A 23,760-nucleotide genomic window follows, 5' to 3' on the forward strand; every position below is an offset into this window, starting at 1 on the left:
TTAAGGACAAAAGACGAACGACAGCAGCCGAATATAAATTAATTAGAGGGCGCTGGTAAAGTTATTTCCTCTATTTAGCTAGGAGCCATCGACCACGAGCCTTTAGCTGTGCAGAAAAAAGGGTTTGTAGCAGAAGGATTTAAGAAAGACACCCATTAGCAAGTCAATTACTTATTGTGCCAGGTTAAACCTAACCTGGGCGCCAAACTTGGTAGTGGCTCTGCGGAAGTTGTTAGATACTTTCGGGTCGATGATATTGCGTTCAAAATACATTTGAATCTGCAATTTTTGGTTTACGGAATAGCTAATGTTGGGTCTCAGCTGAAAATTGACATTGCCGCTGGTGAACAGGTTCTCCTCATTGATTTTTCGTTGAAGGGTACGGGTGTCTGAAACAGTCAGGTTCATTCTGAATGTGACATCATTTTTAAGCACAATCGTACGTCCTTGAGACCTGAAGGGGAGTTTCAAATTGTTTTTTGTATAACCCAATTCTACGGCTACATCTTTTGCGAGGGCCTCAGTTATCTGCGCATTGGTAATGTTCAGCGCCAGATCGCGTTTGGTTTTATACTCCAGACGGGCCGACACACGACTTTTTGTACGCATGTTAATACCAATCAGTGGTTGAAATTGTTCCGACATCGTTACACCAGAAATAACGTAAACCGGAATTAAATCCCCCTGCTCATTTTCCTGGCTACCGTAGAAGCCATTGTTATAATCACTGATGGGTCTTTCAAGTCCATTGAAGCCGGCCTCGTTATATCGCTGTGAATTGATGTATTCTGTTACCGCATAGGTTGACTGATAAGCATGCGACAGTGTAATGGATTGGAAAATATTACTGAAGAACTTGATCTTATTAAGCCCTGTATAATCTATGCGCCAGTTAGGTAATGGTGTTTGAGGGAAAGGGGAAAGTCCGAGTGTGTTAACATCTTTTCCTGTGTAAGCACCAATAAAAGCAGGTATCAATACATCCTGTGAAGTAGTGTCGTAACCTTCATTGCCGGTAATGCCTATGAATTTATTTCTTATTAAAAGGAGGTTCTCTTCAAATTGCTGGAAAACTTCTGAGACGGTTTCTCCATTACTTTTTACAAAAGAAGTATTCAGCATAATCGTAGAAATCCTGTAGCTGCCTCTTCGGGTAGGGCTTAATGATTCGTAGCCATTAGAGGCTTCTTCGTAACGATAGATCTCCGTATAGGTCTCAGAATTCTCACGTTTTACTTCCAGCTGAATTTTAAAATCGGTGGCTGGTTCTATCATGGCCCGGCCGCTCAGGTTAATATTTTTGGTTTGTGTAAAAGGCAATGAAAGTGAAGTAGAGTTGGTGAGCCAACCATTGGCTCCAGCTTCTTTACGAATGTTCGGATCCTGATCTCCCAACACAAAGCCCCATCCAGGTGAAGTAAATACTTCATCCATACCAAAAAACTTAGGTGTATTGGCAAAGCCAGGCAGTATGGTGCCTTCATTTTGTGAGTAGGTTCCGTTTATAGAGCGCACCGACATTAACAAGCGCGCTATACCTGTTAATAGCTGAGGAGGTTTGGGCAAGGTGTCAGCAGGATCAGGCTTGGTTTTTACCTGAGGATTTTTTGGTTTAGGTGGTGGTGGTGTATTTAGTTTTTTAAGAAAGGCTACTTTATTATACAGTTTTACAAAATCGATTTTACCTGTTAGCTGTTGATCGCGGCTGTTTTGAATGGTGTGTTTAAAATCAAGACTGTCAGGTTCATCAAGTTCATCGGGTCCAACTAATTCATCGGGTCTGTTTAACAAGCCGGCCTTCCAATTGTAGCTTACATTGTAACGATACTCTGCCCCCAGCCAGTCCGTTAGCGGTAGTTTGTCGAGTGGTAATACATAGTTTACCGTAACACTCTGATCAAAGTTTTTCATACGGCCCAGTTTTTTAAGATTTGTTATAACTGAGTCGCGATACTCTTGCGCGGTCACCTCTCTGTTCAACACGGTTGAATAACCCCCCAGCGGGTCGGTGTCGAATTCGTCAACAATAGCTGTGGCGCGCGCGGTGTAATCAAGGCTTAGTCCTTTGCTTAAATTCCAGCGCATGTTATACGATCGGTTGAAGTTGAAATACTTCAGGTAATTAGGGGAGGAGTTGAAGCCATCATTGCGATAAACAATTTTGCTAAATGATCGATCCAGGTCAGCACGTAAATTGATACTTGATGGCAACAAACTAAAATTAAAATCTTTGATCAGTTTAAGGTATGGAGAACTGAACATCTTCATTTTTTTGAAAGGCTCGATACCGGTGGCTTTTGGTGAGAAAGTGTAGGCCACGCTGCCTTTGTACATACGTTGTGTGCTTTCTTTCAGCGTAAAACTTCTTCTTGAGGCCTCAGCGTATGCATAGCTGAAAGAGAAATTTTCAATATCATAGATGTGGCTTTTGGCATCCTTCTTCACCTTCGTTTTTCGAACATTGGTAAAGTTTATACCTCTTCGCTCTTCCACATCACGAATTGTATTCAGGTATTCTTCTCTTTCACTTTCTGTTTCAAAAGAAGCAAGTGCAGCATCAATTTTTAAATCGGGATTGGCCGGATCAAACTGGGGCTTTATTGTAGTGTTCTGGTAGCTCACCAGCATCGGAATTTTAATGCCGTGATTACCGGGCAATAATTTATCTGCGTTTACGGTAGCGGTTAGGTCGTAAGCAGTACGCTCCTCGCGGGCACGTTCGTTAATTTTTGAGTTGATGCTTCCAAAACCAAAAGTGTTGTAACGTAGGGTGCCGCTCACCGTAGCAAAATCAGCCAACTTGGCTGTAAGTGCTGTGTTCACTGCGTACCCTGCCTGTCTGTTAAAATCAGTGAGGCGTAATTCGTTTGCCCATAAGCAAATCTGGTAGCTACGCTGATCAACTGTTTGCGGATTGCGAACGCCAATGAGTATGGAACGCACACCGGCTAAATCAGGTCTGCCAAAAATACGGATGAAATGTTTGCCTACTTGCCTAGGACCATTGAGCGGATAGGCTTGAGAAAGTGAAAAATTATTTCGGTCGCGTTCTACTTTTAAAGCATAGAGCTCATCAAGGGCGATATCAATTTCGTTTTCTTCCGGCCACACTTCTTCCGGACTGCTGTTTAGCGGATTACTTACTCTTAAAGGAATCGCAATCTCATAGTAGTTTTGATCAGGATCATTTCCTAAGCGTAAAAAGGCATAGAGTTCGCCATCTGGGGCATTACTATTAGCATGTATAAACATTTTAACCCTACCATAGTTAAAGAAATCCATTTCTACATTTTTGTAAATGGCGCGTGAATCCGCATCCTTTAATTGATCCATACAGATTTGTATGGATTGTTCGTTTAACTGTCGGTTAATAGCAGAAGTAATGTCTCTGTCGCGAATAACACCTGGAGGAATAACGTAGGGCGACTTCTGATCATCACCCGCAGAGTTTTCTTCAATGTTTACAGTTGATACAGTAAAATCCTCCACAGCGGGCTCAGGTGTTTCCACTAAACCACCTTCCAGCAGTGATGCTTCGTACCGTCTCCAGCGGCTGCCCACCATACGGAACTTAGCCATGCGCAACACAACAGGTTCTGCAAAATCGGTAAGTACCAGGCGTGCATAGCGCATGGATTTAAAGCCACTGATATCGCCATATTTACTTTCAGGCTGGCGCACAGGTATTCTGAACAAATACCAGGTGACTAATTCATCTTTATTACCTGTGCCTGAGGCTGGTCTTGTTATTTTATCGACAACATAACCTTGCCCTATATCAAGTTGACCGGGTTTAAGATCAATTGTGTACTGATAATATTCTTCTTGCTCTCCTAAGGTATTATCAGCATTTAAATCTTCATTGTCGGGTATAACGGTACTTGAGGGTGTAATCTCATCACTGCCGGTAATGATGGGAGAGTTGCCATCAAGACCATTGAATTTTTTATAACGCTCAAATAATTTGGCGTCAGCATCATCAAAGCTTCCACCCAAAAAATAACTGAAATCATCTGCTGAAGGATCCTGTAAAATAACATTGCGCGCCTCTGGATTAAGTGTGGCAGGAAGTTGACTGATGAAAGCACTATTAAAAAACTCCTGTTCTACTGCATTGGATGCACCGTCCCATCCAACATCTTGATTAACACGCGAGGCGGGCTCATCGTCAAAAGCATTTACAACAAATTGCTTAGAAGTAACATAACCCCATGGACCTTGCGAAGCATCTCCTCCTTCAATTCCACCTTTTGGTAAACCCTGTTCGAAAGCCTGCTTGCCATCGCGTTGTACATCTTCAGAGATGGTACCAAGTTGTAGAATAAGTTTACCACCCGTGGTGTTTGATTTATTTAATCGACCGTCAATGATCTTTCCATTATCTGTATTGATGAAGGGATCTAACATCCATAATTCAATGTATTCAATATTGGCCTTGTCAAAGTCAACTTCTGTTCTGAAAGCAGTAGTAACACCTGCCCAGTTTTCTTTAGGATTTTTCAGTAAACCGTCATTGGTTAAATCAGGATTATAGTTGTAGGGGCCGCGTTCTTCCGGATAATATGCGAGGTCGAAAATTTGCTCGTAAAAATTTCCTTGTTGTGCCTGAAAGCCAGCAAAGATTTCATTAGGCGCCACAGCCCTTATGTAGTGATTTTGTAAATCTTTGTCTGTTATGTTATCTGGCTTAAATCGGCCAACGCTGCGGTAAAACTGATTGTCAATTTGATACCAGGCCAGTTTTGCTCTTTTAAAACCTGCACTGATATCGTTCTTCTCTCCGCGACTCGGGTCAAATTCAAATTCATTACTCTTGGGTGTAGCGGCAAGTTTCCATCCCAACGGACTCATTAAGGTGTAAGGTGTTGCTGAATTTTCAAAGTCATCAATGTAGCTGGCGCCTTCGCCATCGGTGCGGTTAGAAGTGCCAGGGAGTAATTGAGCAAACTCACCCGTAAATGAAAAAGATGATTGTTCTTTTGTCTGGATGATTGGAAGTGCATCAATAATTTTAGTAAGCATCCTGCTGTTTTTGCGCACACTTAAATCAACACCATATTGTACATTTCGTGCGGGCTCAGTACCAATCTGATTTCGCGTTAGCTGTTGTCTTTCGTTATAGTATAAAAGCGTTCCCCCAAGGTTTACATCTTCACTTAAGCGATAATCCAGGCGCGTGCCAATAAGTGTTCTGGTTTGAAAAGAAAAAGGATCGTTCTGTTCGTATTGTACGCTGATATTTTTGCCTGAGGTTAAAATAGCAGCATTTAAAATGGTAACACGACCAAAGGTGTAGTCAACCTGGTAGTCTGTTCCTTCCTGCAAAGGAATGCCACCGGCATAAACGCGTACCGATCCCTGTGATACACCAAAACCAGGAATCATAATGTCTTGAGCAGAGCCGGCATTGTATCGGCCTACTAAGAAGAATTTGTTTTTAGTGGTTATTAATTCGGCTTCAGCCTTTGTGGTGCTGTAGAGTGTATCAAAGGCATACTTCGAAATCAGAAAATCTTCGTTGTTTTCTCCTTCAAAGGCTTGCCTCAATCCCTGGCCGAAAGGTTCCAGGAATGGAAATATGATCAAGCCCTCTTTAGAAACAATGGTTAGGTTTTCTACATAGTCAAAATTACCATCTCTTTGCCTGTCGTTAGAAGGGTTGAGTCTGTCCAGTCCCAAAATTTCGATGAGCTGTCGGTTCCGAACGCGCGAGCCTTCTTGTAGTTGCGGGTTGTCAATCCCGGTGCGGTCATCGCGATAGATAATGCGGAGCTCAAATCCTTCACGCGTTAATTGATTTACATTAAGAGAGTAAATGTTGCGCATCATCAGGTCCCAGGTAGGAATAGTAGTGTTGTTGCGATCGCGGATAGCAATTTGACGAGGACGTAATAATTTCAGAAAGATGGATTCTTCATCGCCAAGATTAGCATAGTCTTCAGAGAGTTCACCAACTTTATAGGTAACGCCATTGTAGCTGTATTCATAAGCAACAGCAAGGGCTTCATCGTTTTGAAGTCTGCGCGTTAACGTAATGTAACCGAGTTGAGGATGGAACGTGAATTCAGTCGGAGCTAATTTTCTGGCCACATTCATTTTCTCATAATCGAGTCCATTGTTATTGTCGCCTGCAAAAAGTCCATCAAGGGCCACTGCAATCTGATCGGAGTTACGCGAGGGGATGCCCAGTACCTGCGTAAACAAATTGTTGGCTGTGTTGGCTGCTGGCGAAGAGGCGATTCTGCCTCCGACTGCATCGTTATAAACCCTGCGGCCTTCACCCAGATCCATTAAGCCGATAACGTTGCGCTGTGTTTGTGTATCATTATTCCTATTCAATACATAAATTTCAATACGCGTGATGTTAACACCTGAGATTACATTGGGAGGTGAAGCCAGCCAACGGGTATAATTTTCTCTGAAAAAATGACCTAGAAAAAAATGGCGGTTCTCATCGTAGCCTGAGGCAATCAGTTGGAATGGACGCCCCTGGCCATTGCTGCCGCCCGGAATATCAATGGAAGAAACCTTGCCTCTTTGGGTGGAGGCTACTGTTGTGGCGGTAAGCTTACCAAATTGCATTTGTGCCTTGATACCAAATAGGTTCTGGGCGCCTTGTATCAAAGTATTATTAAGCGGTAAGCTAACGTTACCCAATTCCAGTTTTTTTAGAATGTCTTCCTTGTAGCCAGTGTATTCAACCTTAAAGTTGTTCTGAAAGTCGAAGGAGTTGTTATTGTCGAAGTTTGCAGTAACGGCTAGTTTCTCCCCAACCTTACCAGTAACATTCATGCTTATTTGTTGATCGAAAACGAAGCCCCCGTTTCTTTGCTGGCGGATATTTAAGTTGGGGTTACTGTTCTTTTGGAACTCCCCGCCAAAATCAAGCATAACAAAACCGCGGGGAACAAGCTCAACATAGCTGCTCCCAAATAGCCTGTCCAGCACCGGGCTGATATAAAGTTTGGGAATAAAACCCTTTCCTGCTACTTCACTTTCGCCACTGGCGGCCTTGCTTTGCGATTTCCAATAATTTTTGAGCTGTTGCTGATCCTGATAGCGCTTAAACTCCTGAAAACTCATGGTGGTGATCGGCCTGTAGTTGAAGGAGCCGATCTTTTCATAAATCGTATAATTCATGCCAGTGTCTATTTCAACATCCAGCGTCATCAGAGACGGATTTTTCAAAAAGAGGGGAGATTCATTGGCAGGCTCAGAAAAAGGATCGCCATACCTGTCGCTAAAACGGAAAACCGGCTGCCTTTTAGCACGGGTCGTATCTTGCCGGATGCGCTGCGCCTGCGCGCTAAATGCCTGGGATAGCAATAGAAATAAAGCTGCCAGGCAGGTAAAATAGTAAGTGCGAATCTTGAGCGACAAACGTTTAGGCGTTTTTCAAAGCTTGTTTAACCAAATCCTCCAAAGTAAGGTTATTTCCTGATTTTTTCAGGATGGCATCAACACTTTTCTCTGCTGCCGGTCTTGGTATGCCAAGGGTAACCAAGGCTGATAACGCCTGCTGTTTGACCGTATTGTGTAAGCCGACAGGAGAGGAGCCAGTTTCTTCTGTTACTTCTTTTTTGAGTTTGTCTTTTAGCTCAACAATTAAGCGTTGGGCTGTTTTGCCCCCTATTCCTTTTACGCGCTGTAGGGTGGCAATATCTTCTCTGGCAATGGCAGCTTTGAGCTCCTCCACTTCCATAAATGAAAGCATTACAATGGCAGTACTTGGGCCAACGCCATTGACGGAGATAAGATGAAGAAAAAGTCTTTTTTCTGCCTCGGTGCTGAAACCGAAAAGTACGTGGGCATCTTCCCGTATGCTCAGGTGGGTGAATAAAGAAATATTTTCCTGATCCTTTATAGCAGAAAAGGTTTGTAAAGAAATGTTTACATGATAACCTACCCCATTAACATCTATCAGTACATGCGAGGGTTCTTTTTGAATAAGTCTGCCTTTAAGAAATGCAATCATAACGTGCTTTGCGTATTAACAATCAAAAAAATCAGTGGCAATAAAATCTGCTGTTTATCCTGAATCAAGAGTTTTTCAAGCATATTTTTTTAAGCCAGACTGGTTACTGTGTGAATGCCCTAAAAAATTTTGTAAAAGTGATCAATCTAACTTCAGGTAACAAATTAATAAATACTTAACTTAAGTAAGTCTATACTTCAATTTTTTAATCCCCCTTTTGAAAGCATAATGCCAAGTCTTATTTTTGTCACTTAACCAATCTAAATCTGAATATGAAGTTAATTACTCGTTGTGCCCTGGCCTTTGCAGTTGCAGCCTTCACGCTGACAAGCTGCGGTGAAGATGAAATTCCTAAAATAGGATTCACATCAACTACTTCTGATGTTGTTGAAGGAAGTACAGTATCAGTATTGTTGAGTGTGGCTATTCCTAGCGGTGTAACTCCAATTGTGGCGTTCACAGGTACTGCTACAGAAGACGTAGATTTTAGCTGGGCTGTTTCTGCTGATGGTAAGGAGTTGATTTTTGAAACTTTTGCTGATAATACTTTTGACGATGAAACCATCATTGCCGAAATAACTGGTTTTAATGGTAGTGCGAATGTAGGTTCTACGGTAACACACACCATTAACATTTCAGACCCAGGCTTGCTGGTTGAATTAACCTGGACAAGACAAGACGGAGGATCTGCCGATTTAGATCTTGTTCTATTAAGAGAAACTACTCCTGGAACAGGTAACTATACTGAAATTGGTGGTTCTTTTGGTGTAGGAACAACTGAAAGTTTTGTGCTAAGAGGAGATAATACTAACGCTAAGTATGCTGTTGCTGTAGAATACTATAGTGGTTCTTCTGATGACATCGATTTCACATTAACCCTATCAACTACTGCGGGTACGGTAAATACCAATGCTAAAGAAATTGCATTTAACGGATCGTTAACTCAGTACCACCAATCTGCTGAATTGTCTAATGTTACTTTTACTAAGAACAACTTCAACTATTCAGGCTTCTCAAGCCTTTTTATTGACACACCTTTAGACATTACCTTATCCTGGAATGCCGGTGCAGGAACTGCGGGTGATGTAGACATGGATTTGATTCTGTCTTACTTAAACCCAACAACAGGTCTTTATGAAGTTGTTGATGCTTCTACCTCTGGCAGCTCCCCAACTGAGACTGTAACATTGCCTGGTGATTCTCCTAATGGAACGTATGGATTAAGGTACAAGTATTACTCAGGTTCCTCAAATACACTTTCGTTTACATCAACTTTCAAACTTAATGAGGGTGGAAGTTTTTCAGGAACAGCCAATAATACGTTGGCTTTTAATGGTGCTTATACCTTGTCTAACATTAACTCAGGTTCCTCATCAAACATTTCTCAAACCTTTGTAAAGAACGGAAGTACATTTACTAACTTCTCTGCAATGACAATCCCGGTTTCAGGAAGTGGTGCACAGCTTGATGATGCTGCGATAGATGGAAAAAATATCGTGAGCAAAAATAAATCAAGAGTGGGGGGCCAGTCAATCCGTAAAGAAAAAGGATTAAAAGGGCTTACTTTGAATTTGAACAGATAATTCTTAGTTGGATAAAATGAAAAAAGGAGTGGTCATCGACCACTCCTTTTTTTTTGCTGTTGAGATTGCAGAAGAAATTTAGTTCTTGCTGGCCTTCTTAGCTTTTTTCTCAGCGCGTTTTTCTTTTAAAGACTTCTTAGGCTCTTTTTTGTCCTCTTTACGTCTGTCTTCTCCTTTTGCCATAGTGTTAAGTTTTAATAGTACTAAAATATAAAAAAAACTGATTCTAATTTAACCGAGCCTTTTTCCTACCGCTTCCCAACTCACCACATTCCACCAGTTGCCAACGTATTCATTCCTTTTATTTTGGTACTTCAGGTAGTAGGCATGCTCCCAAACATCCAATGCTAATAATGGTTTGCCTTTAAATTCACTGACATCCATGAGGGGATTATCCTGATTGGGTGTAGAGCCGATCACAAGTTTTCCATCCTGTTCAACGAGCCAGGCCCATCCAGACCCAAAGCGGGTCATGGCAGCTTGTGTAAACTGCTCTTTAAATTTTTCAAATGTACCAAAGCTGGCATTGAGTGCCTCTGCAAGTTTGCCGGTAGGGGCAGAAGCTTGACTGGCCGGTTTCATGCTATTCCAAAAGAAGTTATGATTCCAGGCACCACCACCATTGTTTCGCGCTTTTGCTGTATAGCGTGAGGTACTGGAAAAAAAATCTTTTTCTGAATCAGCAGTTATGCCCTCAGCCAGAATTGCCTCATTTACATTTTTAATGTACGCAGCATGGTGTTTTGTATAGTGAATCTCCATGGTCTGCTTGTCAATATAAGGCTCCAGGTCAGAGAAGTTATAAGGCATCAACTCCTGGATAAAAGCAAAGTTTTCTTTTGATTCGTTAACCATTTTTATGGGTGAGCATGCAGTGGTTTTGCCAAAAAAAAGTGGTGTTCCAATGGCAGTAAGCAGTCCCGCTTTGGCACTGGTGGCAATAAATTTCCTTCTGGTCGTCTTCATAAGCTTCGTTCTCTATCCTCCCGATTAAAGGCCTGAAAGTAAAATTAGCTAAAAATTTTTAGCTTGCAGGGTTAAATACTCACTATTATGGAGCCTATTCTATACGATCAAATACCTTCACTGGACCTGGCAGATTTTTATGGTGGCGATGCAGAGAAGAAGAAAAAGTTTGTTGCTGATTTGGGTGCTGCTTATAACACCATAGGTTTTGTAGCCATCAGAAATCATTATCTCAATGATGATTTATCAGATAGACTGTATGGAGTGATTAAAAAATTCTACGCCTTACCCGATGAAATAAAAAGTAAGTATGAAATACCCGGGTTGGCCGGACAACGTGGTTACATCGGAAAAGGAAAGGAACATGCCAAAGGACGTAATACCGGTGACTTAAAGGAGTTTTACCACATCGGTCAGGAGGTTTTGGACAATGACCCGATTAAAAAAGAATACCCAGACAATGTATGGCCCAATGAAATACCTGAGCTGAAAGAAATCGGCCTGGAAGTATATAGAAGATTAGAGAAAACAGGTGTGTATATGTTGCGGGCAATCGCACTGTATCTTAACCTGCCAGAAGATTATTTTGATGCTAAAGTAAAACATGGTAACAGTATTCTGAGACCTATCCATTATTATCCGATTCCTAATCCAGATGAAGTACCGGCTGATGCCGTACGTGCCGCTGAACATGGTGATATCAATCTGATCACTTTACTAATGGGCGCAAGCGCAGATGGTTTACAGGTGCTGCGCAATGATGGTAAATGGATACCGATAACAGCCTTACCAGAGCAATTGGTGGTTAACGTGGGCGATATGCTCGAACGGCTCACCAATAAGAAATTGAAATCAACTATACACCGCGTGGTTAACCCACCCCGCGACCAAATGGATAAGCCACGTTACTCTATACCCTTCTTCATGCATCCGAGAAGTGAAATGAGTCTGGCTTCTTTACCAAGTTGTGTAGATGCACAACATCCAAAGTTATGGGAAGACATTACGGCAGGCGCCTTCCTGGATCAACGCCTTGCAGAAATTGGTTTGAAGAAGAAATAAACAATAGACCGTGATCAGGCGGGTTCGTTTCTTCATCTTTCTAAAAGATGTGTTCTGGTTGGCCCTCACTACTTTCGGGGGGCCACACGCCCATCTTGCGCACTTTCAACGAATCATGGTTGACAAACGCAAGTACATAGATGACCACGAACTGATGGAGCTTAATTCTCTTTGTCAGATTTTACCAGGCCCCGCATCTACGCAAACGCTAACTGCCATTGGATACAGGGTGGGAGGTCCTACCTTGGCTTATCTCACCCTCCTGGTTTGGATTTTGCCCTCTGTTACCATCATGACGGCCGCGGGTGTTCTACTCTCCAGCATTCAGGAGAAAAATCTATCCATGGAGTTTACCCGCTTCATACAACCCATGGCTGTTGGTTTTGTCAGCTATGCTGCTTATACCATTAGTCTGAAGACAGTGTACTCAAAAACAGGCGCTGTGTTAATGGTGAGTGCTGCCATTGCTTCCTATTTTTTCCAAACACCCTATGTTTTTCCTATTATACTCTTAGTAGCCGGAGCCATCACCGCATTAAAGTACAGGAATCAGCCCAAGCGTGAGAAGGACAAAGTAAAAATTGATTGGTCTAACTTTATCCTATGGGCAAGCGTATTGATTGTTGCTGCTATTGTTGGACGGATCACAGGATTATTGCCTATACGCTTGTTCGAAAACTTTTATCGAAACGGCAGTTTGATTTTTGGGGGAGGCCAGGTTTTAATTCCGATGATGTACACGGAGTTTGTTGAGTTTAAAAAATACCTCACCTCTAATGAATTTCTTTCAGGCTATGCTTTTGTACAATCTTTGCCAGGGCCTGTTTTTGGATTCAGTGCGTTCATAGGTACACTGAGTATGCGCGAATACGGTTTACTCGGTGAAATACTGGGAGGTTTTCTATGTGCGATTGCTATTTTTCTACCAGGCACATTTTTAATTTTCTTCGTTATACGCTTTTGGGATGCCTTAAAAAAGTACAGAGGTGTGAGAGCTTCTCTGGAAGGTATAACCGCAGCAAGTGCGGGGCTTGTGGCTTCAGCAGCCATCATACTTTTTCAGCCCCTTGATAATACGCCAATGAATTTCGGATTTACGATTGGTACTTTCTGTTTATTGGCATTCACCAAAATACCTTCACCCTTTATTATTCTGATTGGCTTGGGCTTAGGTTTTATTTTTAAAGTTTGATTTTCTAACTGTAAAGTTCCCGAAGGTTCATAGTGCTTGAGCTGTACTTCTCTTTGCGAACCTTTGCGCCCTCCGCGGTTTACTATTTTTATTAACCGCAAAGTTCGCGGAGGTTCGCAGAGCGAGAACTGCACTCTCTGCTGTTTACTGTTTTTTCTAACTGCAAAGTTCCCGAAGGTTCATAGTGCTTGAGCTGTACTTCTCTTTGCGAACCTTTGCGCCCTCCGCGGTTTACTATTTATATTAACCGCAAAGTTCACGGAGGTTCGCAGAACGAGAACTGCACTCTCTGCTGTTTACTGTTTTTTCTAACTGCAAAGTTCCTGAAGGTTCATAGTGCTTGAGCTGTACTTCTCTTTGCGAACCTTTGTGCCCTCCGCGGTTTACTATTTTTATTAACCGAAAAGCTCGCAGAGCAATAACGGCAAGAACCTTTGTGCTCTCTGCGGTTTCAGTGCCTGGAAACCGTAAAACAAAAAGCCCTGCTTCCGTTAAGAAAGCAGGGCTTTTAAATATTGGATGATAAATTTTAACCTAACTTGAAAGTAATAGGCAATACCATGCGTTGCTTCACAGCTTTACCACGTTGCTTACCTGGAGACCAGGCGGGTGATGCTTGGATGATACGAACTGCTTCTTCATCGCAACCTGCACCAATACCTTTGATGGCCACTACATCAGAAATGGAACCATCTTTATTAATAACGAACTGAACGAATACTTTTCCTTCAGTACCCATACGTCTTGCTTGTGCGGGATACTTAAGTTTTTTACCAACGTATTCATAGAAAGCTTGCATACCACCTTTAGGGGTAGCTGTTTCTTCTACCACAGTAAAGATTTCATCTACTTCTTCTTTCGGTTCTTCTACCGGAGCAATAGTAATTTCTTCAACTTTGGTGTCTTCTGTTACTTCTACGTCAAATTCCACCTTGATCTCTTCCTCAATTACTTCTTCATCAGGAACTTCGATGATTTGAGGTTGCTGAATTTTTGGTGGTGGTGGTGGTGGCTGATCGGTAGGGGGTACTTCAAGAATTTCCTCCATGTTCGAATTTTTAGGACCTAAGTCCTTTACACCCGTATCATCATATTTACGGTACTCAAATGCCATAACAGCAAGGAGTAAACTCGTAGTAAGACCGATGTTAAAGAAAAGCCAGGTTTTTTTGGTCAAATCGGCTTTTTCTGTCTTTTTAGCTTCCATAGGTTAGTATGTTTTGACAATAGAATGCCAAATATAGAAAAAGGTCACAACCCCAAACCAAAAAATTTTATGAATCTATCTTCTTCTTCCGTAAAAGAGTGTTAGGAAGAGCGTAGGGTAAGCAGCATATCTTTTGGCATCGGTCATCAGCTCAATTTTACGGCTGTAAACATCCAATAAAAAGCCTGCTTCAAATCCTGTTACCTGATCTTTAATAGTGCCTAACTCAAAATTAATTGCTGCTTTTGCATTGGCACCCAATACCAGGCTGGATTCACCAATGCCTTGAAAAAGTCGACCTGGCCCAAGAATGTCATCTACAGCAATGGACTTACTGTACTGTGCGTACTGAGAATAATTAAGATTTTCGGTCTGAAACTCTACATAATAAGGTGCTACAATACCCAAGGAAGGGCCTGCTGCAAAAACAGCTTTTATCTCTACGCCCTGCTGAGGTGCTTTTTTGAATAAAATGAGGTCACGTCCATACTGGGTACGGATGGCGTACAGGTAGTTGCGCTTTCCAAAAATGAATAGATTTCCAGAGAAAGTTGCGTTTTCACGTACTTCCTGGGGGTGTTTCACATTCATGAGCTCTACACCAAAAGTTTCAAGAATGCGGTCGTTACCCAGTTTACGTGCCTTTTTAAATACCAGACCACCAATTAGCCCACCTGAAGTGTTTTTATTAATGCCCCAGATAAATTCTGATTGGTATTCATAGCTGTCTTGCGTTTGTGAAACAGCAGTGAAGGATAAAATCAAAAGAGACAAGATTATTCCGTAGCGCATCCGTATTTTTGAATGATTAAATCTACACTCCTAAACGTTATTTTCAAACCGATAGTTTATTCATGACAACCGCAACTACAATTTATCAGGGCGCTTTGCGCACAGAAGCTACTCATACCCGATCAGGCCAGAAAATTATTACAGACGCACCCGTAGATAATAACGGTAAAGGCGAGGCTTTTAGCCCAACAGATATGGTTTCGGCAGCCTTAAGCAGTTGTATGATGACCTTAATGGGTATGCTGGCAGAACGCGAAGAAATTAACCTGATCGGTTTAAAAGCAGATGTTGTTAAGATCATGGCATCGAACCCAAGAAAAATAGCAGAGATACAGGTTACGTTTACGCATCCCAATCTTGTAGCTACGGATGTACAGAAAGAAAAATTAAGACGAGCAGCCCTTACTTGTCCGGTAGCCCTTAGTTTGGCTGATTCTGTTAAACAGACTATTACTTTTAATTTTTAGCAAAAGGTAAAAGCGATTTATAGTCGATGCCAAAGTGCGAATTATGGTATACGACCTTACCGTTTTTAATGACCAAAACCTGAGGGGATTCGTGCTCCACTTCAAAAGTATTGGCTATTTCATTAGAGATATTTCTGAAAGAGAGAAGGTCGAGATAATAGGGTTTCAGATTTTTCATGTCCTCATCCTTCCAGTTACGTTCTAGTCTGTCAAGTGTGGCACGACTTATAGAGCAAGTAGTGCTGTGCTTGAAAATAAGCACGGTCTGTTGAGCAGATTCTTCTTTTATTGTCTGTAATTGTTGAGGCTCGTGAAGTGTGTTCCAGTTCATTGTGTTTTTTGCCGTTAATAAGGTTTTGCAGGAGTAATTAGTTCCCCTTATTAATTTTTACTTGGTGCAATGTTCGAGGCGGCTTCAAAAGTAAAAGCAATGGCCTCCATTTCCCGAATCAGTTCGCGCTGAGGTTTGCCAGGACTGTAAACAAAACCTTCCAAGTAATAGATGTGTTTGTCAGCTTCATTCACAAATGAATAGCTGATAAAAGGACCTCCCATGGTTTTGTTATTCGTGCGCCACAATCCCCTTATCTCCATACCAAATGATCCTTTAAAATTCACCTGCTTTGCTTTAACAGGATTAAATGGAATGCTTCTTTCTGTAGTGATGAAACTCTGAGGCATATCAGGATCTTCGAAAATGTATTGCATGCAAATTTTCTCTCTCCATGCCAATAAGCTGTCAGGCAACAATTGGTACTCGCTTTCGTAAGGCTTACGTGCGATAAAGAAATTTTTATCTATTTCTGTTTCAGGCGAGCGAAACCAGATGAAATCTTTTTCTTTTTGGACTAACTGAAAGCCTGCAGGGAAATGCAAACTTATTTGATATTCCTTTTTTAAAAGAGCCGTATGATTTTTAGTGGAGGAGGTCTTATTGATACTGACCATCATTCTTTGCTTTTCAACATTGTTGAAAAATTCCTGAATGCGTTCGCCATCTCTTTTAAGGTGATGGATGAGTTCCGGTGTGGTGTTGCCAAACAAGTACATTACTTCTTGTCCGCGCGAGTATTCATTTTTTGTATTGACTAAATAAAAACTGCTGTCGGTTTTAATATTATTGATTGTTTCTTCTGAAAGATTTTCAGTGATTGATCTGGTGCCGGCACTAGCCTGATCAAGCGCGAAAACGTAGACTAAATTTCTTATCTGTGTAAGTAGTTTTATTTTATTGCTTGGATGAACCCAGATGACTTTAAACATCTGTTCGCTTCTGGGCAGGCCGGCAACCTCAGGACTGAATATATTTCTCACCGCATCCCCCAGCTCACTCTTCCATTGTGTCGAATCCATCAGAATCAGTACATCCCCTGATTTACCAGTGGCTGCAGGCAGGTTTTGAGCTCTTTGTTCTGGAGTACTGGTGCAGGCGTAAGTTAGCAGACCAACTATGATAATAACTATAAAACGAGACATAGATGCTTTTTTAGTCATAATAGGTGCTGGGCTAAATAGTCACTGAATTCATTCGAAAAATACACAATTGACTTAAATGCCAATGACTAATTTTTGACCTGGTTGAATTTTTGAGGTAGTGAGTTTATTTAATGATTTGATTTTTTCTATGGTAAGCCCCTGAAATTTTTGTGAGATGCTCCACAATGAATCTCCGGGTTGCACGGTATAGGTTTTAGAGTCAGGTAATGGTTGTACACTGACTTGTGTTTGTGCAACAGTGATATTCGTACTTGCAAAAGCACTTGGCTTTAACCAGATGTTAAGTCGTTGCCCCACACGAATGGTATTGCTGTTCAGGTTATTCCATTTTTTAAGGTCAGCTACTTTTACATTGTGTCGCATGGCAATACCACCCAGTACATCACCTGATTTTACTTTGTAAACGAGTTTGTCTCTTCCATAGGTACTTCCGGCAGCATTGCGGGCTAATAGTTCAAGATCTTTTTTGCCCACACTGGAGGCTGAGTCTAAAATGGCCAGGCGATTTTGGTTTAATGCCTGAAGTGTATACGTTGGCAGATGTAGTGTGTAGTGTTTGTTCAAGTCAGGTAATGCATTGTGTTGAATGGATGGATTGAGTTTAATGATGTCGTCCATACAGGTTTCTGTAAGTTTAGCGAGTGTGGGCAGGTGCAGGTATTTTTTTACACGCAGGGTATCGCTTAGCGGAAAAGCTTCCTGATCATTCATGATGAAGTTATGCTCGCTCAGATAATTCATGGTGTAGGTGATGGCCACAAATTGAGGAACATAAGACCTTGTTTCGCGCGGTACATAAGGATAGATGTCCCAGAAACTTTTTTTGTATCCAGCCTTGCGAATAGCACGCTTTACATTACCAGGGCCACTGTTATAGGCAGCTAGTGCCAGCTCCCAGTCGCCAAACATACCATACAGTTGCTTTAGATACTGACATGCCGCTTTGGTAGATTTTTCCGGGTCCATTCGTTCGTCAATGTACCAATCGATATGTAAACCAAAATAGCGGCCGGTAGCAGACATGAATTGCCAGAGCCCCACAGCGCGTGCACGTGAAATGGCCCTTGGGTTTAATCCGGACTCAATAATGGCCAGGTATTTTAACTCATCAGGGAGATTATATTGAGCCAGGTATTTTTCGAAAAGCGGGAAGTATAAATTCATCCGCTGAATAATCATACGCGTATATTCCCGATCCTTAACCGTAAAATAATTAATGAAGCCGTGAATTTTTTCGTTGTAACGAAGCGGTATTTTGTTTTCTATGCATGCTAAACGATCAGCAATAACAAGTGGGTCATCATCTCCAGGGATGTACTCCCAATTGGCAGGCAGGGAATAATAATTGATTTCTACGGAATCCTCTTTAAACAGCAAATCAGACTCCGCTTCTGCAATTTCCAGGGAATCAGCAACAATAACAGAGTCGGGTAATACCTGCGCTTTTGCAGCGCTCAGGGTTAAAAGAAAAATTAAACATCCAAAAATCTTACGCATCTCCCTTCAATTTCATTAAAAAATCTGCAAAGGCCAATAGTTTGCCTTCCTCAAAATCATCGGCCAATAACTGTAGGCCTATGGGTAATCCCTGATGATCCACACCGCAAGGTACGGATATCCCCGGAATGCCGGCTACGTTAGCATGAACGCTGTAAATGTCTGCCAAGTACATAGCCATCGGATCCTTTGTGTTTTTCCCTAAAGGAAAGGCTGTAGTGGGTGTTGTAGGCATTAACAGTACATCACATTTCTCAAACAAAGCCTTGGTTTGTTCACGGATAAGCCGCCTTACTTTTTGAGCCTTGGCATAGTACGTGTCGTAGTAATTGGCGCTAAGAATGTAAGTGCCCAGTAAAATTCTGCGTTTCACCTCTGTGCCGAAGCCTTCGGTGCGTGATTGTTTGTATAGCATGGTCAGATCACCTGCCTGTGCACTTTTGTGCCCGTAACGAATACCATCGTAACGCGACAAGTTTGCACTCGCTTCGGCTGTTGCCAGTATGTAGTACGTTGGCAAGCAATAATCCATTAAAGGAAAGTTAACAGGCTCAACCTGATGCCCTGCCGCCTTTAATTGCGAAAGTTCGTTCAGTATAGCATCTTTAATCTCAGGCTGAAGTGCCGGATTTTCTATGGTTTCAGGAATGTAGGCTACCCTGAATTTTTGAGTTTGTGTTAATTGGCTTGTATAGTCAGGTACTGTCTTTTGAGAAACTGTGCTGTCAAACGCATCAGCACCTGCGATGTGTTCCAAAACCAGCGCAACATCCTCTAAATGGTTTCCAAAAATGCCAATGCAGTCGAAAGATGACCCAAAAGCAACTAACCCATGCCTGGAGATTCTGGAATATGTAGGTTTCAGTCCTAATACCCCACAAAAAGCGGCTGGTTGGCGAACAGAGCCCCCTGTATCAGATCCAAGAGAGATGTGGCACATATTGGCCATGACAGCAACAGCCGAACCTCCGGATGATCCTCCAGGTACGCGACTGTTGTCGATGGCATTTAAAACAGGACCAAATGCTGAGTTTTCATTGGACGAACCCATCGCAAACTCATCGCAATTTTGCCGGCCAATAATAATCGCATCTTCATCTAATAAGCGTTGAACAGCCGTAGCATTAAATTGTGACTGAAAGCCCTCCAGCATTTTGCTGGCCGCTTGTAATGGATGATCCTTATAAGCGATCACATCTTTAATGCCGACTATGAGTCCTGCTAGTTTACCGGCTTTGCCAAGCTTAATTTTTTGATCGATAAGCGCGGCCTGTTCAAGCGCATTTTTATCGTACACACTTAAAAAGACATTAAGGTGTTGCTGTGTATGAATATTGGAGAGGAAGTATTGTACGATGTCCGTACAAGAAATCGCGCCATGCAGGAGATCTTCTTGCATGGCGCGAAAGCAAGCATACTTTTTCAATGCTGTAGTGTAATTGCGATTAGTCTTTCATATCGATACGACCAGCTTCGCGGGTAGAATCGATATTGCGTTTTGCATCCCTTCCGGCATCCTTAATGTCGTTCTCCACACCACCAACAGCATCTTTAAATTCGCGGATACCTTTACCAAGTCCTTTTGCAAATTCAGGGATTTTCTTTGCGCCAAACAGAAGCAGCACCACGCCAAAAATCAAAAGCGCCTCAGTACCACCAATTCCGAATAATAGGATAGCTTCCATGATTGATAATTTTAGATTACAAAGATAGGTAAAAACCAATAAAGCCAAGGGCTTATCTGTAAAGGGTTAAGATAAGTTGAAAGATTGGCAAAAGTGTGTTTAAATGGATTACTGCCTTAATTCCTAAGCCAGGCTTGGGGGTCGACAGGTGCGAAATTTTTGGTGATTTGAAACCTTAATTCTGGCACACCATCTTTATTGGTGCCAACAGTACCTATCTGTTGGTTGGTTTTTACATCTTCTCCAGCTTTAACCTTTACTTCATTTAAACCAGAGTAAACAGTAAAATAGCCCCCATGCTTTATAATAACGATGGTTCCTATACCCTGAATAAAGGCTACTCTACTTATTGTGCCATTAAAAATACATTTTACTATTTCGTCTTTCTTGGTTTGTATGTTAATGCCTTCATTCTTAACAACGATCCCTTTTAGAATAGGGTGCATGTGTGTGCCAAAAGGATCAGAGACAAAGCCTTCTGCAGGCCATGCGAATTTATTTTTATTTTCTTCAAATGAGGCAGATAAGGCTATAGAGGCATCTGGGGCAGCAACTGTTTTGTTTTTGGCCGCACGGGCTTTAGCCTCGCGTTCTTCCCTTGCTGCTTTTTCAATTTCTTCTCTGATGATATCAGCAATAAGTTTGTCGAGCTTGGCCACGGCATTTTTGGTTTCTGCCAAATCTGCTTTCAATTTCTTTTCCTGACGCTCAAGGTTTTTTACCAAGGTTTTTTGTCTTGTTTTTAGGTCAGTTAATTCTTTGTTTTCAGCAAGTTCTTCTGCCAGCAGTGTGTTCTTTTCGTTTCGCTTGGCCTCTGTAGTTTTTACTTGCGAAGCGAGTTGGTCTTGAGTCTTAATGATCTGATCGGCCTGAAGTTTTCTTAGCTGAGAATACTGTTTCATATAACGCATGCGCATCACTAACTGATCAAAAGAGGAGGCCGAAAATAAAAAGGTTAGTCTGGTGGCACTGTTGTTGGCTTTCTGAGCAGCAAAAAGCATAGCGGTGTATTCTTTACGCATGTGCTTCAGGTCTTCTTCAAGGGCCGCTATAATGCCATTGTCTTCGCCTATTTCTTTGTTAAGTAATTCTGTTTCACTTTTAATGGACTGAATCAGACTTTCTTGCGCACTAATGCGCTGATTCAATGCCGACAATTCACCTAGGGTGTTTTTCTTTTGGGTGTCGGTTTCAGAAAGTATTTTTTCTACCTCTTTAATCTTCTTCAGATTCTTTTGCTTTTCTGCCTGAAGCTGACTCTTTGATTTTTGAGCAGCAACAGAAAAGCTGAGCAGTAAAAGCAGTAAGATAAAGGTGTGCTTACCTGCGGTCATACTTTTTAGGGATGTTAAATGGAAACCTTAGCTCACGGTCACCAACCTCTGCTTTATTGTATTCAAAAATAATAGTGGTATTAAGTAAACCTGATACCGCCTTGTAGAATAAAGAGATGGTGCCATTGTATGGAAACAATTTATTACCAACAGGCTGGAAGTTGGAATAGTTAATATTTAGCGTGTTGTTAGAGTTTGATTCCTTTAATTCTATTTTTTCAATCTTGAGCGAAGCAGCATTTACAAAATTAACGACATCAACCGTGCCTGCTTTTTGCTTTAACAGATACATGGACGAAAGTTCCTCTACCTGATCCTCAGTTGTTGGTTTAATGATTGCATTCCCTAATAAACTTGCCTGAATAACATCATAATTGATTGGGAAATTGAATCTTCTTGATAATTCAGCATAATCAAAAACGTAATACTCTTTATCTACATTAGAAACAATGGTAATAGAATCTTTATTGATCAGCGCTTTACCTCCCTGCACACCAATAACAGAAAAAGTCATCCAGATTACACTATCCCTTCTAACACGAATGTTGGCTTTTACTTCACGTTCTTTATTGGCATCGCGCAACACCATGCGTGCTTTGCCATGAAAATACTCAAAATCTATGCTTTCAATGTTTAGTTCTTTCTTAACACCAGTGCTGACCGGGCTTAACGTTTTCTTGCTACAGGAGCTAGCAACGAGTACACTTGCAAGCAGGAGTACTGCATGTAGTTTATTCATAGATTTTACGGTTGGCAATTTTTTTATTAAGGACTTCGTTGTTCGCATTTAGACTTTTTGCTTTTTGCCACTGTTGCACAGCATTATCAACTTCACCCAGTTTAAAAAGTATGTCGCCATAATGCTCAAGATGTGTAGCATTGTTACCATTACTACTCAAGGCACGCTCAATTACCTTTTTTGCTTCTTTATATTTTTCTCTGCTGTAGAGTACCCACGCATAGGTATCAAGGTAGGTGGCTTCATCAGGATTTTTTTTAATTAATTGTTCAGCCATTTTTTCTGCCTTCTCCAGATTTTCTTTACGAATGGCCAGATAAAAACTGTAGTTGTTCAATACTGCATCATTGTTTGGGTTAAAGGCAAGCGCTTCTTCATAAGCTTTGTCAGACTTCACATAATCTTTTAGCGAATGGTAAGCATCGCCCAGTAAACTATTCAGGTCGTTTACAAAGGCAGGATTACTTTGTGATAATCGTTTGGCTTGTTCTAATGCTGTTACGGCTTCTTTAAATTGTCTTTTGCGAAATTTGGCATAGCCACTAAAATAATGAACCATACCCTGGTTAGGGTAAAATTCCAAGGCCTGTTCAGCATGATCAGCCAGTGCATCAAATTGCTCTTGTTGTGCTTCGATGTAAAGAAGATTTTGCCAGACCTCAATATTTACCTGATCCAGTGAAATGGCTTTCTGATAAGCTTCTTTTGCTTTCTGTTGATTGCCTGCAGTCAGGTATAAATCGCCACCAAGAATGTAGAGTTGAGACTCACCAGCATTGGTTTTGACTAACTTCTCATAAAGCGTAAAAGCCAGTGACTGGGTTTCTGTTGTATTTGTGCCTGTGCCTTTTGCCTGATTGATTTCTGCATTAAGGGTGGCAATAATGAGTGCTTTGCTGCCAAACTCAATTTCGTCATTATCAAAGAGAACAAGTAGTAATTTTTCCGCGGCTTCATAACGCTTTGTTTCCCGGTATAGTCCGGCCAACATCATTTGTGCCTGACCGGTTTCTTCCTGATTAACCTTGAGGAAATTTTCAAGGAAATTAATGGATTGATCTTTCAGTCCTTGTTGAGAGAAGAGTTCTGCAAGACTCATAGGATATCGCATCTCAGCGGGATCAAGCGTCAAAAGTTTTTCAGCTTCTTTTTGTGCATCGCTTACCTTGTTAAGCTCAAGATAGAGTCTTACTTTTTGTATGGATGACATTTCATTGACGCCCATGCTTGCCTCTGCACGATCATATACTTTTATGGCTTTGTCTATCTCGTTGGCAAATTGATATGTAGCACCCAGCTCAAATAAAAAATCTTCAGATCCCGGAACTTGTCTGATCAATTGCTCATAAGCTTCTGCTGCTTTATCGAAGCGCGATAGACCGTTGTAAATGTTGGCTGCAAGCAGGTAGAAGTACTTGTTTTTCTTTTCGAAACGCAGTGCTTGTTCAATGCTGGTAGCTGCGCGTTGAAGATCTTCTTCTTTAGTACCTCTGTTTAAAACGTCAGCAATCTTAAAATGAATGGTGGCATTTTCCGGTGCGAGGGCTACTGCTTTCTGGTAAAAAAGAAGTGCTTTGGCATAGTCTTCAAGAATAAAAAATTTCTGCCCTTCTGTAAAATAAAACTCAGCTTCTCTATCCTTCGCGCTGGCCTCCATGGCATCAATGTCTGCCTTCTTTCGCTTTTGAGCAAAACCCGGGTAACTGAGTATCAGGCTGATTAAAAGTAAAGGCAAATATTTTGAAAATGGAAGCATTAGTACTG

17 protein-coding genes are annotated in these 23,760 nt (G+C 41.6%); 4 read left to right on the forward strand and 13 right to left on the reverse strand.

Translation table 11 applies throughout. From position 1 onward, the window contains the following. Positions 1–171 precede the first annotated feature (171 nt). Together sov and ruvA are read right to left on the reverse strand one after the other, a co-directional pair. Complete coding sequence (gene sov, locus ACO1XM_RS18515; RefSeq protein WP_486231771.1) at positions 172–7,380, reverse strand: T9SS outer membrane translocon Sov/SprA; 7,209 nt, start codon at positions 7,378–7,380, stop codon at positions 172–174. 4 nt (positions 7,381–7,384) lie between these two features. Further along, positions 7,385–7,975, reverse strand: coding sequence for a Holliday junction branch migration protein RuvA (ruvA, locus tag ACO1XM_RS18520; RefSeq protein ID WP_486231773.1), 591 nt, complete (start codon positions 7,973–7,975; stop codon positions 7,385–7,387). A 272-nt stretch (positions 7,976–8,247) separates the two neighbouring features. On the opposite strand from ruvA, the gene ACO1XM_RS18525 reads away from it, so the two are divergent. Continuing rightward, positions 8,248–9,558: a hypothetical protein gene (locus tag ACO1XM_RS18525; protein ID WP_486231775.1), complete on the forward strand. Its 1,311-nt coding sequence runs from the start codon at positions 8,248–8,250 to the stop codon at positions 9,556–9,558. Between the two features lie 231 nt (positions 9,559–9,789). On the opposite strand, the gene ACO1XM_RS18530 is transcribed toward ACO1XM_RS18525, so the two are convergent. Continuing rightward, complete coding sequence (locus ACO1XM_RS18530; protein WP_486231777.1) at positions 9,790–10,524, reverse strand: superoxide dismutase; 735 nt, start codon at positions 10,522–10,524, stop codon at positions 9,790–9,792. A gap of 87 nt (positions 10,525–10,611) precedes the next feature. Between ACO1XM_RS18530 and ACO1XM_RS18535 the strand changes: the two genes are divergently transcribed. Together ACO1XM_RS18535 and chrA are read left to right on the forward strand one after the other, a co-directional pair. Further along, entirely contained in the window at positions 10,612–11,586 is a 975-nt protein-coding gene (locus ACO1XM_RS18535; protein ID WP_486231779.1) for an isopenicillin N synthase family dioxygenase, read from the forward strand. 10 nt (positions 11,587–11,596) lie between these two features. Further along, on the forward strand, positions 11,597–12,778 hold the full coding sequence (chrA, locus tag ACO1XM_RS18540) for a chromate efflux transporter (protein ID WP_486231781.1): 1,182 nt from the start codon (positions 11,597–11,599) through the stop codon (positions 12,776–12,778). Positions 12,779–13,307: 529 nt separating this feature from the next. Here the strand turns inward: chrA and ACO1XM_RS18545 are convergent. Beyond that, positions 13,308–13,985 carry an energy transducer TonB gene (locus ACO1XM_RS18545; RefSeq protein WP_486231783.1) on the reverse strand — a complete coding sequence of 226 codons (678 nt, stop codon included), beginning with the start codon at positions 13,983–13,985 and terminating at the stop codon, positions 13,308–13,310. A gap of 75 nt (positions 13,986–14,060) precedes the next feature. Further along, positions 14,061–14,777: a hypothetical protein gene (locus ACO1XM_RS18550; RefSeq protein WP_486231785.1), complete on the reverse strand. Its 717-nt coding sequence runs from the start codon at positions 14,775–14,777 to the stop codon at positions 14,061–14,063. Between the two features lie 62 nt (positions 14,778–14,839). On the opposite strand from ACO1XM_RS18550, the gene ACO1XM_RS18555 reads away from it, so the two are divergent. Next, positions 14,840–15,244 (forward strand): OsmC family protein, encoded by a 405-nt coding sequence (locus ACO1XM_RS18555; RefSeq protein WP_486231787.1) that lies wholly within the window; start codon positions 14,840–14,842, stop codon positions 15,242–15,244. Here the strand turns inward: ACO1XM_RS18555 and ytxJ are convergent. The 8 genes from ytxJ to ACO1XM_RS18595 form a co-directional block, all read right to left on the reverse strand. Further along, positions 15,234–15,575, reverse strand: coding sequence for a bacillithiol system redox-active protein YtxJ (gene ytxJ, locus ACO1XM_RS18560; protein WP_486231789.1), 342 nt, complete (start codon positions 15,573–15,575; stop codon positions 15,234–15,236). The genes ACO1XM_RS18555 and ytxJ overlap by 11 nt on opposite strands. A gap of 50 nt (positions 15,576–15,625) precedes the next feature. Then, positions 15,626–16,720, reverse strand: coding sequence for a DUF4837 family protein (locus ACO1XM_RS18565; protein ID WP_486231790.1), 1,095 nt, complete (start codon positions 16,718–16,720; stop codon positions 15,626–15,628). A 72-nt stretch (positions 16,721–16,792) separates the two neighbouring features. Continuing rightward, positions 16,793–18,238: a lytic transglycosylase domain-containing protein gene (locus tag ACO1XM_RS18570; RefSeq protein ID WP_486231792.1), complete on the reverse strand. Its 1,446-nt coding sequence runs from the start codon at positions 18,236–18,238 to the stop codon at positions 16,793–16,795. Continuing rightward, on the reverse strand, positions 18,231–19,664 hold the full coding sequence (gatA, locus tag ACO1XM_RS18575; protein WP_486231794.1) for an Asp-tRNA(Asn)/Glu-tRNA(Gln) amidotransferase subunit GatA: 1,434 nt from the start codon (positions 19,662–19,664) through the stop codon (positions 18,231–18,233). Before gatA ends, ACO1XM_RS18570 begins: the two co-directional genes overlap by 8 nt. Positions 19,665–19,683: 19 nt before the next feature. Then, positions 19,684–19,923, reverse strand: a complete 240-nt coding sequence (locus tag ACO1XM_RS18580; RefSeq protein ID WP_486231796.1) for a Sec-independent protein translocase subunit TatA/TatB — start codon at positions 19,921–19,923, stop codon at positions 19,684–19,686. Between the two features lie 116 nt (positions 19,924–20,039). Then, positions 20,040–21,257: a murein hydrolase activator EnvC family protein gene (locus ACO1XM_RS18585; protein WP_486231798.1), complete on the reverse strand. Its 1,218-nt coding sequence runs from the start codon at positions 21,255–21,257 to the stop codon at positions 20,040–20,042. After that, complete coding sequence (gene lolB1 / locus ACO1XM_RS18590) at positions 21,244–21,996, reverse strand: lipoprotein insertase outer membrane protein LolB1 (protein WP_486231800.1); 753 nt, start codon at positions 21,994–21,996, stop codon at positions 21,244–21,246. Before lolB1 ends, ACO1XM_RS18585 begins: the two co-directional genes overlap by 14 nt. Next, the gene (locus ACO1XM_RS18595; protein ID WP_486231802.1) at positions 21,989–23,752 is read right to left on the reverse strand and encodes a tetratricopeptide repeat protein; all 1,764 of its coding nucleotides are present in this window, start codon (positions 23,750–23,752) and stop codon (positions 21,989–21,991) included. Before ACO1XM_RS18595 ends, lolB1 begins: the two co-directional genes overlap by 8 nt. Positions 23,753–23,760 lie beyond the last annotated feature (8 nt).

The organism is Chryseotalea sp. (assembly GCF_057350905.1).

Excerpts from the sequence above, each read along its gene's own strand:
- ruvA (WP_486231773.1), bottom strand. The coding sequence starts at position 7,975 with ATGATTGCATTTCTTAAAGGCAGACTTATTCAAAAAGAACCCTCGCAT.
- ytxJ (WP_486231789.1), bottom strand. The coding sequence starts at position 15,575 with ATGAACTGGAACACACTTCACGAGCCTCAACAATTACAGACAATAAAA.
- ACO1XM_RS18595 (WP_486231802.1), bottom strand. The coding sequence starts at position 23,752 with ATGCTTCCATTTTCAAAATATTTGCCTTTACTTTTAATCAGCCTGATA.
- ACO1XM_RS18550 (WP_486231785.1), bottom strand. The coding sequence starts at position 14,777 with ATGCGCTACGGAATAATCTTGTCTCTTTTGATTTTATCCTTCACTGCT.
- ACO1XM_RS18555 (WP_486231787.1), top strand. The coding sequence starts at position 14,840 with ATGACAACCGCAACTACAATTTATCAGGGCGCTTTGCGCACAGAAGCT.
- ACO1XM_RS18535 (WP_486231779.1), top strand. The coding sequence starts at position 10,612 with ATGGAGCCTATTCTATACGATCAAATACCTTCACTGGACCTGGCAGAT.
- ACO1XM_RS18525 (WP_486231775.1), top strand. The coding sequence starts at position 8,248 with ATGAAGTTAATTACTCGTTGTGCCCTGGCCTTTGCAGTTGCAGCCTTC.
- ACO1XM_RS18545 (WP_486231783.1), bottom strand. The coding sequence starts at position 13,985 with ATGGAAGCTAAAAAGACAGAAAAAGCCGATTTGACCAAAAAAACCTGG.
- ACO1XM_RS18565 (WP_486231790.1), bottom strand. The coding sequence starts at position 16,720 with ATGTCTCGTTTTATAGTTATTATCATAGTTGGTCTGCTAACTTACGCC.
- lolB1 (WP_486231800.1), bottom strand. The coding sequence starts at position 21,996 with ATGAATAAACTACATGCAGTACTCCTGCTTGCAAGTGTACTCGTTGCT.
- ACO1XM_RS18570 (WP_486231792.1), bottom strand. The coding sequence starts at position 18,238 with ATGCGTAAGATTTTTGGATGTTTAATTTTTCTTTTAACCCTGAGCGCT.
- ACO1XM_RS18580 (WP_486231796.1), bottom strand. The coding sequence starts at position 19,923 with ATGGAAGCTATCCTATTATTCGGAATTGGTGGTACTGAGGCGCTTTTG.
- ACO1XM_RS18585 (WP_486231798.1), bottom strand. The coding sequence starts at position 21,257 with ATGACCGCAGGTAAGCACACCTTTATCTTACTGCTTTTACTGCTCAGC.
- ACO1XM_RS18530 (WP_486231777.1), bottom strand. The coding sequence starts at position 10,524 with ATGAAGACGACCAGAAGGAAATTTATTGCCACCAGTGCCAAAGCGGGA.